This is a genomic window from Pseudomonas sp. B6(2017) (genome assembly GCF_002112765.1).
GTDB classification, from domain to species: Bacteria; Pseudomonadota; Gammaproteobacteria; order Pseudomonadales; family Pseudomonadaceae; genus Aquipseudomonas; species Aquipseudomonas piscis.
This window is the reverse complement of the sequence record NZ_NEIQ01000001.1, coordinates 465,244-481,990: the sequence shown is the minus strand read 5'-3', so window position 1 is coordinate 481,990 and position 16,747 is coordinate 465,244. Positions and strand designations below refer to the sequence as shown.

General features: G+C 63.6%; 16 protein-coding genes. 5 read left to right on the top strand and 11 right to left on the bottom strand.

Annotated features, from left to right (window positions below; translation table 11 throughout):
* Nucleotides 1–83: 83 nt before the first annotated feature.
* On the bottom strand, nt 84–521 hold the full coding sequence (locus CAG11_RS02320) for a DUF4399 domain-containing protein (RefSeq protein ID WP_022641691.1): 438 nt from the start codon (nt 519–521) through the stop codon (nt 84–86).
* Between the two features lie 131 nt (nt 522–652).
* On the opposite strand from CAG11_RS02320, the gene CAG11_RS02315 reads away from it, so the two are divergent.
* Nucleotides 653–1,438: a transporter substrate-binding domain-containing protein gene (locus CAG11_RS02315; RefSeq protein WP_022641692.1), complete on the top strand. Its 786-nt coding sequence runs from the start codon at nt 653–655 to the stop codon at nt 1,436–1,438.
* 47 nt (nt 1,439–1,485) lie between these two features.
* Here the strand turns inward: CAG11_RS02315 and CAG11_RS02310 are convergent, their stop codons facing one another.
* Together CAG11_RS02310 and CAG11_RS02305 are read right to left on the bottom strand one after the other, a co-directional pair.
* Complete coding sequence (locus CAG11_RS02310; RefSeq protein WP_085594378.1) at nt 1,486–1,974, bottom strand: DUF523 domain-containing protein; 489 nt, start codon at nt 1,972–1,974, stop codon at nt 1,486–1,488.
* A 2-nt stretch (nt 1,975–1,976) separates the two neighbouring features.
* Complete coding sequence (locus tag CAG11_RS02305; protein ID WP_085594376.1) at nt 1,977–2,609, bottom strand: 2OG-Fe(II) oxygenase; 633 nt, start codon at nt 2,607–2,609, stop codon at nt 1,977–1,979.
* Nucleotides 2,610–2,760: 151 nt separating this feature from the next.
* Between CAG11_RS02305 and CAG11_RS02300 the strand changes: the two genes are divergently transcribed.
* Complete coding sequence (locus CAG11_RS02300; protein ID WP_022641695.1) at nt 2,761–3,513, top strand: DUF2059 domain-containing protein; 753 nt, start codon at nt 2,761–2,763, stop codon at nt 3,511–3,513.
* A 177-nt stretch (nt 3,514–3,690) separates the two neighbouring features.
* Here the strand turns inward: CAG11_RS02300 and CAG11_RS02295 are convergent, their stop codons facing one another.
* Nucleotides 3,691–4,629: an alpha/beta hydrolase gene (locus CAG11_RS02295; RefSeq protein WP_085594617.1), complete on the bottom strand. Its 939-nt coding sequence runs from the start codon at nt 4,627–4,629 to the stop codon at nt 3,691–3,693.
* 109 nt (nt 4,630–4,738) lie between these two features.
* Here CAG11_RS02295 and CAG11_RS02290 point away from each other — a divergent pair, with 109 nt between their 5' ends.
* Both CAG11_RS02290 and CAG11_RS02285 read left to right on the top strand, forming a co-directional pair.
* Nucleotides 4,739–5,332: a DUF6436 domain-containing protein gene (locus tag CAG11_RS02290; protein WP_085594374.1), complete on the top strand. Its 594-nt coding sequence runs from the start codon at nt 4,739–4,741 to the stop codon at nt 5,330–5,332.
* Between the two features lie 97 nt (nt 5,333–5,429).
* Entirely contained in the window at nt 5,430–7,838 is a 2,409-nt protein-coding gene (locus tag CAG11_RS02285; RefSeq protein ID WP_085594372.1) for a penicillin acylase family protein, read from the top strand.
* Nucleotides 7,839–7,865: 27 nt separating this feature from the next.
* Here the strand turns inward: CAG11_RS02285 and CAG11_RS02280 are convergent, their stop codons facing one another.
* Nucleotides 7,866–8,834, bottom strand: coding sequence for a GlxA family transcriptional regulator (locus CAG11_RS02280; protein ID WP_085594370.1), 969 nt, complete (start codon nt 8,832–8,834; stop codon nt 7,866–7,868).
* 200 nt (nt 8,835–9,034) lie between these two features.
* Between CAG11_RS02280 and CAG11_RS02275 the strand changes: the two genes are divergently transcribed.
* Nucleotides 9,035–9,676, top strand: coding sequence for an HD domain-containing protein (locus CAG11_RS02275; protein WP_068575411.1), 642 nt, complete (start codon nt 9,035–9,037; stop codon nt 9,674–9,676).
* 64 nt (nt 9,677–9,740) lie between these two features.
* On the opposite strand, the gene CAG11_RS02270 is transcribed toward CAG11_RS02275, so the two are convergent.
* The 6 genes from CAG11_RS02270 to CAG11_RS02245 all read right to left on the bottom strand — a co-directional run bounded on the left by CAG11_RS02270 (nt 9,741) and on the right by CAG11_RS02245 (nt 16,705).
* Nucleotides 9,741–10,631, bottom strand: coding sequence for an ABC transporter permease subunit (locus tag CAG11_RS02270; RefSeq protein ID WP_022641701.1), 891 nt, complete (start codon nt 10,629–10,631; stop codon nt 9,741–9,743).
* The gene (locus CAG11_RS02265) at nt 10,628–11,509 is read right to left on the bottom strand and encodes an ABC transporter permease subunit (protein WP_256578747.1); all 882 of its coding nucleotides are present in this window, start codon (nt 11,507–11,509) and stop codon (nt 10,628–10,630) included. The genes CAG11_RS02270 and CAG11_RS02265 overlap by 4 nt, the downstream gene beginning before the upstream one ends.
* A gap of 35 nt (nt 11,510–11,544) precedes the next feature.
* Nucleotides 11,545–12,687 (bottom strand): ABC transporter ATP-binding protein, encoded by a 1,143-nt coding sequence (locus CAG11_RS02260; RefSeq protein WP_053133831.1) that lies wholly within the window; start codon nt 12,685–12,687, stop codon nt 11,545–11,547.
* 71 nt (nt 12,688–12,758) lie between these two features.
* Nucleotides 12,759–13,853 (bottom strand): polyamine ABC transporter substrate-binding protein, encoded by a 1,095-nt coding sequence (locus CAG11_RS02255; RefSeq protein WP_085594366.1) that lies wholly within the window; start codon nt 13,851–13,853, stop codon nt 12,759–12,761.
* A 189-nt stretch (nt 13,854–14,042) separates the two neighbouring features.
* The gene (locus CAG11_RS02250; protein ID WP_022641705.1) at nt 14,043–15,140 is read right to left on the bottom strand and encodes a polyamine ABC transporter substrate-binding protein; all 1,098 of its coding nucleotides are present in this window, start codon (nt 15,138–15,140) and stop codon (nt 14,043–14,045) included.
* A 200-nt stretch (nt 15,141–15,340) separates the two neighbouring features.
* Complete coding sequence (locus tag CAG11_RS02245) at nt 15,341–16,705, bottom strand: aspartate aminotransferase family protein (protein ID WP_085594364.1); 1,365 nt, start codon at nt 16,703–16,705, stop codon at nt 15,341–15,343.
* Between the last annotated feature and the right edge of the window lie 42 nt (nt 16,706–16,747).

The window sequence follows — 16,747 nt, the reverse complement described above, 5'->3', positions numbered from 1 at the left end:
CTGGTTTGTAGCTGCAGCCTTGTAGCTAGCCGTACAAAAAAGGGAGCCTTGATGGGCTCCCTTTTTTTGTGCGGCGTTTACGCTTATTTCACGGTCACTGTGATCTTCTTCGAAACGATCACCGGGTCGAACGGCACGTGGTTCTTGTCCCCCAGCTCCAGTTGCAGGGTGTGCTTGCCCGGGGCCAGGGTCACTTCGGTCTCGGTCTGGGCCTTGCCGAAGTGCAGGTGGTTGGCATCCATCGGAATCGGCATGTTCTCGGCCGGCAGCTGGTCGACGTCGATCAGCAGGTGGTGATGGCCAGTATTGGCGGTCTGGTCGCCCGCTGGCGCCAGGGCGATGCCCTCGACCCCGAACTTGACCTTGAAGGTCTTGTCCACGGTTGCTCCGTCAGCCGGGGAAACAATGGACACCTTGGCACCGGCAGGTGCCTGCGTACGAGGAATTTCAGCTGCGCCGGCCAGCATCGAGGCTCCCAGCAACAAACCCGCCAGGGCCGCGCAAGACATATACTTTTTCATTATCTTCTCCAGTTTTCCGCAATTCTTTTACGGTTATGACAACTTTGTGGCTGTTCGTTGTCGAAGGCACTCAACACCTTAGCAAAGCGAGCCTGAACAGCGCATCGCTCACATGAATTCAAGGAGTGACCATGCGTTTCCTGCCTGGCCTGATACTTTTGCTGCCCCTGGCGAGCACCTGCGTCCACGCCGAGTTGATGGATGACATCAATGACCGCGGGGAACTGCGTATTGCCCTTGAAGCCGATACCCCGCCCTTCAATTTCAAGGATGACGGCAAGCTCAGCGGCTTCGAAGTCGAACTGGGGCAGTTGCTGGCCAGCGAACTGGACGTGCGCGCGGACTTCGTGGTGACCGACACCGACGAGTTGCTGCCCGGCGTCGAAAGCGGCAGGTTCGACGTGGCCATCAACCACATAGCAGTGACACCGGAGCTCAAGGATCGTTTCGACTTCAGCGAGCCCTACAGCTACTCCAGCGCCCAGCTGATCGTACGCAAGGAGGAGCAACGCCCGCTGTTTTCCTTGCAATCCCTGCGCGGCCGGGCCCTGGGCGTGGCCCAGGGCAGCCAGTTCGTCGACCAGGCACGGACCGTCGAAGGCATCAACCTGCGTAGCTATGCCGATGCCCAACAGCCGATCAAGGATGTGGCGGACAAGCAGATCGACGCCGCCATCAGCGACCGCCTGCTGATCCCCTATGCGATTCGCGACAGTCGCCTGCCAGTGAAGGAAGGCGCCAAGGTGGGACCGACCCTGAGCCTGGCGATTCCTTTCCAGAAAGGCAATCCGGCGTTCCGCGCCAGCCTGGATAGCGCCTTGCAGCGGATCAAGGCGGATGGGCGGCTGATGGCCCTGTCGGAGAAATGGTTCGGCATGGACGCCAGCAAGCCGCCCAAGGGCGACGCCGAGCAATAGACCTCACCTGTAGTCACCACCGTCGCCTCGCTAAAGCTCGACAGCGGCTACGAGGACAATGCAGCGAGGGCGCTGGCAGCCTCGAGCAGTTGCAGTTCGCTGAAGACCTGCACCCCGTGCTGCTTGAGCAAGGCGGCGGTAACCCCTTCACCCGGGACCTTGGCCCCACTGAAGGTGCCGTCATAGGTCCAGAGGTTGCCGCAGGACGGGCTGTTGGCCTTGAGCACGGCAATACGGATACCGTGCTTTTCCACCAGGGCCAAAGCCTGCCGGGCCCCGGAGAGAAACTCGGCGCTGACGTCGTCACCTGCCGTGGTCATCACCGGCGCCCGCCCCTGCAGCACATCGACGCCCTGGCCACCCGGGATCTCCGCCGCGGCACGTGGTGTCGGCAAGCCGCCAGCCACTTCCGGGCACAGGGCCACCACCCGCCCCTCATGCTGCCAGGCCGCCAATTGATCGAAAGGGCCACTGGCGCCGCCGTCGTAGCGTACGCGGTGGCCCAAAAGGCAGCGGCTGACCAGGATCTTGTGCATCCTCAGAACGGCTCGTTGCCGCGGCGCCGGAACCAGCCGGTCAGGGACAGGCGCTCCCGGGTCGCGGGCAGGACTTCATGGGGCAATTCGCCGGAGAGGAACACCACCAGCCGGCCGCCGAGCGGGTCGACATCGTGCTGCTCCTGGTCCTGCAGGTACATGCGCAATTGCCCGCCATGCTCGGGCAGCCATTGCGAGTTGAGATAGGTCACCGCCGACACCATGCGCCGGTCGTCGTCGCGAAAGCGGTCCACATGGCGCTTGTAGAAAGCACCCGGCGGATACATCGCGAAATGGCACTCGAAATCCTCCAGGCCAAGGAACAGGCCACGGTTCAAGGCTTCGCGCAGGCTGTCCATGAGCGCCAGGTAGGCGTCGCTGGCCGCGGCCTGGCCGGGCTCGAGCCATTGGATATGGTCGCCGCGGATACCCTCGCGGATTTCCTGGGCAACCCCGCGCCCGACCGCCGCTGGAGCCAGCTCGCCTTCGGCGGCGCGTTTACGGCACTCGGCAGCCAGGTCGAGGGTCAGAGCCTCAGGCAGGAAAATATCCTGCTGCGACCAGCCACGGGCGGCCAGGTCGTCGACGATGCTCAACAACAGCGGATGATCAGAGGGTATGTGCATGGCGCGCATAGTATCCAGCCGCAGATAAATCTGACAGAGCCGCAGGGCGGCAGATTCAGCTTTTTTTCCAAGGTGCCTGGAACCATGACTTCATCTGATACGAATTCTCGACAACTACCGCCTTGGCCCGGAGAATAGTCGCCTGCTGACAGGAGTCCTTATGCGTCGTTTGCTTTTCTCACTGTTGATGTTCTGCACCTTGCCTGCCTGGGCAGACAGCCACGACCAGTTGTACAAGGTCGCCGGTTGGGCAGAGCAGCGCGCGCATTTCAGCGATGCCCTCAACGCCGCCCAGCAGCGCTACCAGAACAGCCTGCCGCCAGCGGTCTACCAGGCCCTGGTGGATAACAGCAACCAGCGCTTCGCGCCCCAGTCGGTGGATCGCCGCGCCGAGGAGCAGTTGCGCCAGAACCTGGCCGACCCCGCTCCGGCCCTGGCCTTTTTCCAGTCGCCCCTGGGCCGCAAGATCGTCGCCGCCGAGCTGCTGGCCACCCGTCGCGACCAGTTGGCCAAGAACGCCCAGGGCTTGCCGAAGATGCAGGCCAGCGACAATCGCCAATTGATCATCGGCCACCTGGCCCAGGCCCTGCCCGCCCGCGAAGCCGGTGCGGAAGTCAGCCTGGCCATTGCCGGAGTCGCCGCCGACAGCCTGAGCCAGATGATTCCCGGTTTGCTGGGCAACGGCCAGGCCCAGGGCATGCTCAATGGCCAGCGCCAGCGCCTGATGCAGCAGATCGGCAATGACCTGAACAACACCCTGCTGTACGTCTACCGGGACCTGTCCGATACGGAACTGGAAGAGTTCGCCACTTTTGCCGAATCAGCCGAAGGCAAGGCCTATTACCAGGCGGCCCTGGCCGCGATCCGCGCCGGCTTGGCGGTGGGCCAGAGCACCTCCAGCCTGGCTCCCTGACCCGGCCACCCACCTGTAGCCGCTACCAAGCCTGCCGGGCTACGCAAAGAGCCGCAGGACCTTGCCAGGCAATCATCCGCCAAACCTCCAGCGATCTTGAGGACCCTGCGGCCCTTCGGGGCGTTCGCAGCCTATGCCAGCGCCTGCGCCACTCCAAGGCAGGTTCACTCCCTGGACTCAAACGTGCCGGGTCAGGAAGGCGAAATACTGGTCGCGGTACAGCGGCACCTCGTTGGCCAGATGGTGCCGCGCTTCCGGCAGCATCAGCACCTCGGGTGCGCTGAACTTGCTGCGGATCACTTGCAGGTTGTGCTGCCAATCCACAGTCATGTCCGCCTGCCCCTGCACGATCACCGGCTGCCGGTCGCTGCGCGGGGCCGCCTCCAGCCGCTTGATCCAGCGCGCCAGCGCACCGACCCAGGCCGTCGGCAGGCGCTGGGGCTGCAAGGGGTCGGCCTGGAGGAAGGCGAGGAAGTCGTGGTCGTTGGAGTTCTCGCTGAAACGCCGGGCAATGCCGCTGACGAAGGGCCGCAACAGGTAGTAGCTGAGCAGCGACCAGCCCCAGGCCCGTGGACGCACCAGCGGCGAAAGCAAGATCACCTGGCCCTGGGCTGGGCTCTGGGCGCCCTGGTGCAGCAGGTGGTCGATGACGATCGCCCCGCCGGTGCTCTGCCCGAACAGGTGCCAGGGCTGGGGCAACTCCAGGGTCCGCGCCTGCACGAACAGGCCCTGCAATACCCGCTGGTACACCGCGAAATCGTCGATGCTGGCGCGTTCGCCGCTGGACAGTCCATGCCCCGGCAGGTCGCAGGAAATCACCACGAAGTCGCGCTGCAGTGCCCACTCGATCACATGCCGGTACAAGCCCATGTGATCGTAGAAACCATGGAACAGGAACAGCGTCGCCCGAGGTCGCTCCGGCCACCAGGCCTGGGCGACCACCTCATAGCCATCCACCTGGAAGCGCCCCAGGCGACTGCGCGGCACCCGGGCGCGGCCGGAAAAATCCAGCCCGTAGAAGCGCTGGTAGGCCTGGCCCTGGGCCGACAGCGGCTGGCCAGCCGCCAGGGGTTGCAGGCTGGCACGCAGGAGGTCGGGGTCGAAGGTCGTAGGCATGGAGGTTTGCAAAACAGGGACACCAGGGCAAAACGGGCTTTATGGGCCTGCGATATTCATCTGTCGCGGCAAGCATGGCAAGCTACGCGACCTTCGAGGACCTATCTCCATGCGCCAGCCCTACCGCACATCCCTGCTCGCCAGCCTGCTCGTCCTGATCTGCGCCGTGGTGCTGTGGAGTGCCTACGACTGGTTCCAGGGTCGCTACCTGCGGGCCTTCAGCGAGCACACGGCGATGTTCTCCGGCGATCCATTGCAACTGCCTGCCGAACTCGCCGGACCGGGGGCGATCCGCCTGGTGCACTTCTGGGACCCGGCCTGCCCTTGCAACGTCGGCAACCAGCAGCACCTGGCCGAACTGATCGAAACCTACGGCCCACGGGGCGTGGAGTTCTATTCGGTGCGCAAGGCCGGCAGCCACGGCCAGTTGCCGGTCACCCTGGAGCGCCTCAAGTCCCTGGAGCACCTGCCCGGCGCCGAGCAGGTCCCCGCCAGCCCCGCCGTGGCGATCTGGGACCGCAACGGCAAGCTGGCCTACTTCGGCCCCTACAGCGAAGGCTTGACCTGCAACTCCAGCAACAGCTTCATCGAGCCCATCCTCCAGGCCTTGCAAGAAGAGCGAGCGGTCAGCGCCACCCATACCCTGGCGGTCGGCTGCTATTGCCCATGGGCCAACGGCACCGAGCAAGGCATTCGCGACTAATCGAGGACTGCCTCCTGCGCACCGCCGGCCAGATGTGTTACATGTCTGCTGCCCGACCAGGGCGGCACCGAACATAACAACGCAGCAAGGAGCCCGCATGAAACGCAGCCTCACCGTCGTCGCCGTGTTGATCCTCGCCCTGTTGCTGGGCCTCGGCGGCTACCTGTACAGCAAGCAGCCGGTGCGTCAGGGCCAGGTGGAGCTCAGCGGCCTGCAGGGCTCGGCCACGGTGCGCTACGACGAGCGCGGCGTACCGCATATCCGCGCGGAGAACGAAACCGACCTGTACCGCACCCTGGGCTACGTGCATGCCCAGGACCGGCTGTTCCAGATGGAAGTGCTGCGCCGCCTGTCCCGTGGCGAGCTGGCCGAGGTTCTCGGGCCCAAGCTGCTGGACACCGACAAGCTGTTTCGCAGCCTGCGCATCCGCGAGCGGGCCGACAGCTACGTGGCCGGGCTCGACCGCCAGTCTCCCGCCTGGCAAGCCCTGCAAGCCTACCTGGACGGTATCAACCAGTATCAGGACAGCCACCCACGGCCCATGGAGTTCGACATCCTGGGCATCCAGAAGCGGCCCTTCACCGCCGAAGACACCGTCAGCGTCGCCGGTTTCATGGCCTACAGCTTCGCCATGGCGTTTCGTACCGAACCGCTGATGACCTATATCCGTGACCAGCTGGGCAACGACTACCTGAAGGTGTTCGACCTGGAGTGGCAGCCCAAGGGCGTCCTGGCCAACGGCAAGACCCCAGCCACGCCGCACCTGGCCGCCATCGACTGGCAGGACCTGGCGAAAATCGGCCACCTGAGCCAGCAGGCCCTGGCCGACGCCGGCCTGCCGCAATTCGAAGGCAGCAACGCCTGGGCCGTGTCCGGTAGCCGGACCAAGAGCGGCCGCCCGCTGCTGGCCGGCGACCCGCATATCCGCTACTCGCTGCCATCGGTGTGGTACGAAGCCCAGCTCTGGGCCCCGGGCTTCGAGCTTTACGGCCACTACCAGGCGCTGGTGCCGTTTGCCTTCCTGGGTCACAACCTGGACTTCGGCTGGAGCCTGACCATGTTCCAGAACGACGATCTCGACCTGATCGCCGAGAAGGTCAACCCGGAGAACCCCAACCAGGTCTGGTTCCATGACCAATGGGTGGACCTGATCAGCAGCGAGCAGCAGATCGCCGTCAAGGGCCAGGCGCCGGTGACCCTGACCCTGCGCCAGTCGCCCCATGGCCCGATCATCAACGACATGCTCGGCAGCACCGTGGGCAAGGCCCCGATCGCCATGTGGTGGGGATTCCTGGAGACGCCCAACCCGATCCTCGACGGCTTCTACCAGCTCAATCGCGCCGACACCCTGCCCAAGGTCCGGGCGGCCGCGGCCAAGGTCCATGCGCCGGGACTGAACATCGTCTGGGCCAATGCCAAGGGCGATATCGGCTGGTGGGCCGCCGCCTTGCTGCCCAAGCGCCCGGCCGGAGCCAAGCCGACCTTCATCCTCGATGGCAGCACCGCCCTGGCGGACAAGGACGGCTTCTACCCCTTCAGCGCCAACCCCCAGGAAGAAAACCCGGCCCGGGGCTACATCGTCTCGGCCAACTTCCAGCCGACCTCCCCCACCGGCATGGAGATTCCCGGCTACTACAACCTGCCCGACCGAGGCCAGCAGCTGGATCGCCAGCTCAGCGACAAGACGCTGAAATGGGATCTGGAGAACACCCAGAAGCTGCAACTGGGCACCACCACCGCCTACGGTCCGCGCTTGTTGGCGCCTTTGCTGCCAGTGCTGCGCGAAGTGGTCGTAGCCCCCGAGGAACTCAAGCTGATGGAGCAACTGGCGCAATGGCAGGGTGACTATCCGCTGGAATCCACCAGCGCCACCCTGTTCAACCAGTTCCTGTTCGAACTGGCCCGGGCGGCTTTCCATGAGAAGCTCGGCGATGCCTATTTCGACGCCCTGATCCAGGCCCGGGTGGTGGACGCCGCCCTGCCGCGCCTGGCGGCAGACCCCGACTCGCCCTGGTGGGACGACCGCACCACAGCGCAGCGGGAAAGCCGTGCCGATACGGTGAAGCAAGCCTGGCGCGCGAGCATCGACCATCTCAAGCGCACCCTCGGGCCAAACCCGACGCAATGGCGCTGGGGCAGTGCCCACACCCTGACCCATGGCCACCCGCTGGGCATGCAGAAGCCCCTGGACCGCGTGTTCAACGTCGGGCCGCTGGAGGCCCCCGGCAGCCATGAGGTACCGAACAACCTCACCAGCAAGATCGGCCCGGCGCCCTGGGCGGTGGTCTACGGCCCTTCGACCCGGCGCATCATCGACTTCGCCGACCCGGCCCATAGCCTGACCATCAATCCGGTCGGCCAGAGCGGTGTGCTGTTCGACAAGCACTATGACGATCAGGCCGAAGCCTACATCGAAGGGGTTTACCAGCAGGCGCACTTCAGCGAAGAGGAAGTCACCGCCAACACCCGCAGCACCCTGAAACTGCTACCGGCCCGCCGCCCCTGAACCAGGCGCCCTGGTAGCCGCCGCTGGCTACCAGGACGGCGGGGCGAAGTTCGCCCGGAACTGCTGCGGGGTCAGCCCCAGGCGGCGCTTGAACACACGGAGCAGGTGCTGGGCATCGCGAAACCCGCAGCGATAGGCCAGGGTCTTGAGCGGCGCCGACGAGCGCTCCAGCAGCGCCCGAGCGGCATCTACCCGTGCCCGCTCGACGAACTCTGCAGGGGTTATTCCAGCCTCACGGACAAAGACCCGGGAAAAGTTGCGTGGGCTCATGTGCGCCGCACGCGCCAGCTCGCCGATGCTCAGGTTGTCCTGCAGGTGATCCAGCACATGTTGCTGGACCTGGGCCACGACGGAAGTGGCTGTAGCCTGGGGCAGCAGGAACGGGCTGAACTGCGACTGGCCTCCGGCGCGCTGGGTGAACACCACCAGGCGCTTGGCCACGTTCAAGGCCACCTCGGCGCCCCGATCCCTGGCCAGCAGATACAACGACAGGTCGATGCCGGCGGTGACCCCCGCCGAGGTGAACAGCCTGTCGTCCTCGACATACAGGCGGTCGACCTCGACCCGGGTCGCGGGATACAAGGTCGCGAGCGCCGGCGCATCGCTCCAGTGGGTGGTCACCGTGCGTCCCTCCAGCAGGCCCGCCCGAGCCAGGATGAACGCGCCGTTGCAGATCGAACCGAAGCCCGCGGCCCGGGCACAAGCCCCGCGCAGCCAGGCGTCGAAGACCGGACCGAAGTCGCTGCCGGGGACTTGCGGCCCACCCGCCACCAGCAACAGGTCGAAGGCTTCCACAGCCTCTTCGAAGGAGCGCCGGGCCTGCAGCACCAGGCCGTTGGAGCAAACCTGCGCGCCGGCCTGGAGCCCGATCACCTCCAGGCGGTAATGGTCTTCGACCGGCAAGAACCGGTTGGCCTCGCAAAATACGTCCATGGGGCCCGTCACATCGAGGGCCTGGACACCGGGAAACACCAGGATGGCAACGGATCTGGCCATGGCACGCACCTTCTTCTATGGGCCGGGCAGGCAGGCCCGACGCTGGATTGTCGCAACCAGGCCCCCGAGGCGACAGCCCATGGCCGTAAATGCCCCCAGGTTGGCCCGGATCGCAGCTCCGGATCGATTGTCCCCATGCCTGGCCAGGCACAGACTCTGGGCTCCAGCGCCAGTACGGCGCCCGCCACGAGGACCGCCCCATGAGCTCCACCATCGCCGGGATCAAGATTCCCGACAGCGCCCTGGCCCGGGCCACCACCGACTACATTCGCGATATCGAATCCGATTTGCTCTACCACCACTCGCGCCGGGTATTCCTGTTCGGCGCCCTGAGCGGCGAACGCCGCCAGCTGCAATACGACCCACAGCTGCTGTACGTCGGCGCGATGTTCCACGACCTGGGCCTGGTGCCCGGCCACCGCAGCGACGACCAGCGCTTCGAAGTCGACGGCGCCAATGCCGCCCGGGACTTCCTCAAGCCCTACGGGCTGAGCGACGACGATATCGAGCAAGTCTGGCTGTCCATCGCCCTGCATACCACTCCTGGCATCCCCCAGCACCTGCGCCCCACCGTGGCCCTGGTCACAGCCGGGGTCGAGATGGACGTCCTGGGCATCGACTACGCGGCCTTCCCCAGCGCCCAGCGCGAGGCGGTGGTGCATGCCCATCCCCGGGGCGAAGGTTTCAAGGAGTGCATCATCTGCGCATTCGCCGACGGCCTGCGCCATCGGCCACAGACCACCTTCGGCAACGTCAAGACCGATGTCCTGGCCGACCAGCAGCCTGGGTTCCAGCCGACGAACTTCGTCGAAGTGATTCGCCGCTCGCCCTGGGTTTCCTGAGCCAGGACACGAGGCCAGAAACCACAACGCCCCTGGAAAGGGGCGTTGTGCTATTGCAACAGGCTCAAGCGGCTTGCGGCGCCTTGGGCCGGCGCACGTCCGGCTGTTTCCAGGAGTCGGCGGCGCTCTCTTCGATGGCTTGCTGGATCGCCCGCTTGCGGGCCTCCTCGGCGCGCCGACTGAAGAACCAGACCAGGAAGGTCACCAGCGATACCGCCAGCAGGATCAGGCTGGCCACGGCGTTGATCTCCGGCTTGACCCCCAGGCGCACCGCCGAGAAGACTTCCATCGGCAAGGTGGTGGAGCCCGGTCCGGACACGAAGCTGGCCAGCACCAGGTCGTCCAGCGACAGGGCGAAGGACATCATGCCGCCCGCCGCCAGGGACGGCGCGATCATCGGGATGGTGATCAGGAAGAACACCTTGAACGGCCGCGCGCCCAGGTCCATGGCCGCTTCCTCGATGGACAGGTCCAGCTCGCGCAGGCGCGCCGACACCACCACCGCCACGTAGGCGGCACAGAAGGTGGTATGGGCGATCCAGATGGTGGCGATGCCACGTTCCTGGGGCCAGCCGATGGCCTGGGCCATGGCCACGAACAGCAGCAACAGCGACAGGCCGGTGATCACCTCGGGCATCACCAGTGGCGCGGTGACCAGGCCGCCGAACAGGGTGCGCCCCTTGAAGCGGCTGATCCGGGTCATGACGAACGCCGCCAGGGTGCCCAGGGCCACCGCCGCCACGGCGGTGTAGCAGGCGATTTCCAGGGAGCGCAGCACCGAGCCCATCAGCTGGGTGTTGTCCAGCAGGCCGACATACCAGCTGACCGACCAGCCACCCCACACCGTCACCAGCCGCGAGGCGTTGAACGAGTAGATCACCAGGATCAGCATCGGCAGGTAGATGAACAGCAGGCCCAGGACCAGCATCAAGTTGGAGAAACTGAAGCGCTTCATTCCTTGGCCTCCATTTCTTTGGCCTGGCTACGGTTGAACAGGATGATCGGCACGATCAGGATCGCCAGCATCACCACCGCCAGGGCCGAGGCCACCGGCCAGTCGCGGTTGTTGAAGAACTCCTGCCACAGCACCTTGCCGATCATCAGGGTCTCCGGACCGCCGAGCAACTCAGGAATCACGAACTCGCCCACCACCGGGATGAACACCAGCATCGCGCCTGCGATGATGCCGTTCTTGGACAGCGGTACGGTGATCCTCCAGAAACTGTTGAAAGTCCCCGACCCCAGGTCGGCGGCGGCTTCCAGCAGGCTCGGGTCATGCTTGACCAGGTTGGCGTACAGCGGCAGCACCATGAACGGCAGGTAGGAATAGACCACGCCGATGTACACCGCGGTGTTGGTGTTGAGGATCTGCAGCGGCTCGCTGATCCAGCCCATGGACATCAGGAAACCGTTGAGCAGGCCGTTGTTGCTGAGGATGCCCATCCAGGCATAGACGCGGATCAGGATCGCGGTCCAGGTCGGCATCATGATCAGCAGCACCAGCACGGTCTGCATTTCCTTGCGGGCACTGGCGATGGCATAGGCCATCGGGTAGCCGATCAGCAGGCAGAGGATGGTGCTGATGAATGCCATCTTCAGCGAGCCGAGGTAGGCGGCGATGTACAGCTCGTCGTCCCCGAGCATCGCGTAGTTGCCCAGGTTCAGCAGGATCTGCAGCTTCTGGTCGACGTAGCTGTAGATCTCGGTGTACGGCGGGATGGCCACGTCCGCTTCGGCGAAGCTGATCTTCAGGACGATGAAGAACGGCAGCATGAAGAACAGGAACAGCCAGATGAACGGGATCCCGATGACCAGCTGGCGGCCTCCGGGAATCATTCGGTCGAGTCGGCGCTTGAGCTTTCGCATGTTCATGAGCGCAGTACCACGCCGCTGTCGTCTTCCCACCACACGTAGACCTGGTCACCCCAGGTCGGCCGCGCCCCACGGCGCTCGGCGTTGGCGACGAAGGATTGCACCAGCTTGCCGCTCGGCAGCTCGACGTAGAACACCGAGTGGCCACCCAGGTAGGCGATGTCGTGGACCTTGCCACTGGACCAGTTGTACTCGCAGGTCGGCATCTCGGCGGTCACCAGGAGTTTTTCCGGGCGGATGGCGTAGGTCACCGACTTGTCCTGGACCGAGGTGCTGATGCCGTGGCCGACGTAGATGTTGCGGTCCACGTCCTTGCAGGTGATCAAGGCATGGCCTTCGGCATCGTCCACCACTTCGCCCTCGAAGATGTTGACGTTGCCGATGAACTCGCAGACCAGGCGGCTGACCGGGGTCTCGTAGATATCGATCGGGCTGCCGATCTGGGCGATCCAGCCCAGGTGCATGATGGCGATGCGCTCGGCCATGGTCATGGCCTCTTCCTGGTCGTGGGTCACCATCACGCAGGTCACGCCTACGCGCTCGATGATCTCCACCAGCTCCAGTTGCATCTGCGAGCGCAGCTTCTTGTCCAGGGCGCCCATGGGCTCGTCGAGCAGCAGCAGCTTGGGTCGCTTGGCCAGGGAGCGGGCCAGGGCCACGCGCTGGCGCTGGCCGCCGGAGAGCTGGTGCGGCTTGCGCTTGGCGTACTGGCTCATTTGCACCAGCTTGAGCATCTCCGCCACCCGGGCGTCGATCTCCGCCGAAGGGATCTTGTCCTGCTTGAGGCCGAAGGCGATGTTCTGGGCCACGGTCATGTGCGGGAACAGCGCATAGGACTGGAACATCATGTTGATCGGCCGCTCGTAGGGCGGCATGTCGGTGATGTCCACGCCATCGAGGAAGATCCGGCCCTCGGTAGGCCGCTCGAAGCCGGCCAGCATGCGCAACAAGGTGGACTTGCCCGAACCGGAGCCGCCCAGCAGGGCGAAGATCTCGCCTTTCTTGATCTCCAGGGACACGTCGTCCACGGCCACCGTCTCGTCGAACTTCTTCGTGACCCGGTCGATCTTGACCAGCACCTGCTTGGGTGTCTGGTCGCCCTCGAGGGCTTTCTTATAGGCGCCGGAGGCAACTGCCATTTGCGAAACTCCCAACAAAATTTTCAGCCCGCCCCTGGTGGACGGGTCCCGGATAGTTTGAGCCTGTAGAACTATTTACCCGTCTTGACCTTGGTCCAGCTGCGGTTCATCAAGCGTTGGATACTGGCTGGCAACTCTATGGACACATAAGTCTTGTCGAGCACGGCCTGCGGTGGATAAACCGCTTCATCGGTGCGGATGGACTGGTCCATCAACTTGTCCGACCCGGGGTTGGGGTTGGCATAACCGACATAATCACTGACCTGGGCGATCACCTCAGGTTGCAGCAAATAGTTGATGAAGGCGTGAGCCTCCTTGACGTTGCTCGAGTCCTTGGGGATGGCCAGCATGTCGAACCACAGGGCGCCGCCTTCCTTGGGAATGGTGTAGGCGATGTTCACGCCCTTGCCGGCATCGGCTGCCCGGGCCCGGGCCTGGAACACATCGCCGGAAAAGCCGACGGCCACGCAGATATTGCCGTTGGCCAGGTCCGAGATGTACTTGGACGAATGGAAGTAGGTCACGTAGGGACGTACCGCCAGGAGCTTGGCCTCGGCCTTCTTGTAGTCCTGGGGGTTGGTGCTGTTGGGATCCAGGCCCATGTAGTTGAGCACCGTGAGCATCATTTCGTCGGCGGAATCGAGGAAGGCCACGCCGCAGCTGCTGAGTTTCTTGATGTTCTGCGGCTCGAACAGAACGCTCCAGGAGTCGATCTTCTCCACCCCCAGGGCGGCCTTCACTTTATCGACGTTGTAGCCGATGCCGTTGGTGCCCCACAGGTAGGGCACTGCGTACTGGTTGCCCGGATCGTTGACCTCGAGGCGCTTGAGCAACTTCGGGTCGAGGTTGGCGTAGTTGGGCAACAGGCTCTTGTCGAGCTTCTGGAACGCCCCGGCCTTGATCTGCTTGCCCAGGAAGTGGTTGGACGGCACTACCACGTCGTAGCCGGTGCGACCGGCCAGCAACTTGCCTTCCAGGGTTTCATTGGAATCGAATACGTCATACAGCGGCTTGATACCCGTGGTCTTTTCAAACTCAGACAGGGTGTTCTGACCGATGTAGTCGGACCAGTTATAAATATGCACGGTCGATGCCGCCTGGGCGCTTGCCACCAGCGTCAGGCTGGCGGCGGCCAGCATGGCTTTGCGAAATAAAGTAGTAGGCAAGTGGAGGTCCTCTTGAATAGTTGGGCCAAAGTTGCCCCGCGCTACCTGACAGCCCCCAAGCTGCCCAGCAACAAAACCGGCGCGCAACTTACCCTCGATAAACCAATCCAGCAAAACTTTCTGTCATTTAATTGTTTCCTGTTACCGCCCTCGCCATGACGACGGCAACAGGTATCGCTGCAAATCGGCTTATTTACCGGATTTGATCTTGGTCCAGCTGCGGGTCAGGATGCGCTGGGTCGCGGCCGGCAGGTCGGCGATCGCGTACAGCTTGGCCTGGACATCGGCAGGTGGGTAGACGCCCGGGTCGCTGGTGATGTCTTTATCGACCAGGGGGGTCGCGGCCGCGTTACCGTTGGGGAAACGCACGGCGTTGGTGATCTCGGCCATGATTTCCGGCTTCTGCAGGAAGGTCATGAACTTGTAGGCACCCTCGACGTTTTCCGCATCCTTGGGAATGGCGACCATGTCGTAGAAGCTGCCAGCACCTTCCTTGGGAATGTTGTAGCTGACCTTGACCTTGTCACCGGCCTCGGCGGCGCGGGCCTTGGCCTGATAGATGTCACCCGAGTAGCCGACGGCCACGCAGATGTTGCCATTGGCCAGGTCCGAGATGTACTTGGAAGAGTGGAAATAGCCGATCGAAGGACGGATCTTGAGGAACAGCTTCTCGGCCTCGTCCAGTTGCTTCTTGTCCTGGCTGTCAGTCGGATAGCCCAGGTAATGCAGCGCTACCGGGATCATCTCGGTCGGCGAATCGAGGAAGCTGATGCCGCAAGACTTCAGCTTCTCGGCGTTTTCCGGCTTGAACAGCAGGTCCCAGGAGTTGGTCGGAGCGTCGGCACCCAGTGCGGCCTTGACCTTTTCGGCGTTGAAGCCGATGCCGATCGAGCCCCACATGTAAGGGAAGGCATGCTTGTTGCCCGGGTCGCTCACCGATACCGCCTTGAGCAGCGATTCGTTGAGGTTCTTCCAGTTCGGCAACTTGGATTTATCCAGTTCCTGGTACACACCAGCCTTGATCTGCTTGGCCAGGAAGTTGTTGGAAGGCACTACCACGTCGTAGCCGGACTTGCCGGCCAGCAACTTGGCTTCCAGGGTTTCGTTGCTGTCGAACACGTCATAGACCACTTTGATGCCGGATTCGGCTTCAAACTTCTTGATGGTGTCTGGCGCGATGTAGTCGGACCAGTTGTAGACGTGCAGCACTTTATCGTCCGCTTGTGCCGCCGTCGCCATCACGCCCATCAGGGACATGGCGAGGAGGGTCTTGCCAGCTAACTTCATACCTAATGCCTTCATGCGTAATGCTCCAATTGTTCTTTTTAAGCACATTCTCGGTGACCCGCTGCCGGGTGCCACTGTCCGGGACCACTGAAAACGGCGGCTAGTCTGGCAAGATCCAAGGCCGGCTTTCAAGGCACGTTCCGGCCTTTATATCCGCTTCGCGCGCAGTGCCCGCAAGCACTGCGCTCAAAGCCTAGCACTCAGCCCTGCAGCGCACTCAAGGTCAGGTCCAGGCACTTGCGCGCCTTGGCCACCAGCTCGTCGATTTCCCCCTCGCTGATCACCAGCGACGGGGCGATGATCATGGTGTCGCCCACGGCACGCATGATCAGGCCGTTGTCGAAGCAGAACTGCCGGCAGATCATGCCCACGCCCCGACCTTCGTAACGCGCCCGGGTAGCCTTGTCCTTGACCAGCTCGATCGCCCCCAGCATGCCCAGGCCGCGAACTTCGCCCACCAGCGGGTGGTCGCTGAGCTCGCGCAAACGCTTCTGCAAATACGGTGCCGTCTGCTCATGCACCTTCTCGACGATTTTCTCTTCGCGCAGGATGCGGATGTTTTCCAGGCCCACCGCCGCTGCCACCGGGTGGCCGGAATAGGTGAAGCCGTGGTTGAAATCACCGCCCTCGCTGAGCACCTTGGCCACGGTGTCACGCACGACCACACCGCCCATGGGGATGTAACCGGAGGTCAGGCCCTTGGCGATGGTCATGAGGTCAGGTGCAAGGTCGTAGTAGTCGGAGCCGAACCACTGGCCGGTACGGCCGAAACCACAGATCACTTCGTCGGCGACGAAGAGGATTTCGTACTTGGCGAGGATTTCCTTGATCTTCGGCCAGTAGGTTTCCGGCGGGATGATCACACCGCCCGCGCCCTGGATCGGCTCGGCGATGAAGGCCGCGACGTTGTCTTCGCCGACTTCGAGGATTTTCTTCTCCAGTTGCTCGGCAGCCCACACACCGAACTCATCCGGCGTCATGTCGCCGCCTTCGCCGAACCAGTATGGCTGCGGGATATGCACGATACCCGGGATCGGCAAGCCGCCCTGCTCGTGCATGCCGCTCATGCCGCCCAGGCTGGCGCCGGCCACCGTGGAGCCGTGGTAGCCGTTGATACGGCCGATGATGGTCTGCTTCTTAGGCTTGCCCTTGAGCGCCCAGTAGTGACGGACCATGCGCAGCACGGTGTCGTTGCCCTCGGAGCCGGAGCCAGTGAAGAACACGTGGCTCATGCCTTTGGGCGCGACGTCGATGATCGCCTTGGCCAGCTCCAGCGCCGGCGGATGGGCGGTCTGGAAGAACAGGTTGTAGTACGGCAGTTCGCGCATCTGCTTGCTGGCCACTTCGGCCAGTTCATCGCGGCCGTAACCTACGGCCACGCACCACAGGCCGGCCATGCCGTCGAGGATCTGGTTGCCTTCACTGTCCCACAGGTACACACCCTTGGCATGGGTGATGATCCGCGGCCCCTTCTCCTTCAACTGGTTGAAGTCGCTGAAGGGTGCCAGGTGGTGATCACTGCTGAGGGTTTGCCACTCGCGGGTTTGCGGGTTTTTATGAGTCATCAATGTCTCCTTGGTATCAGTGAAGGCGCCACCGACGGGCAG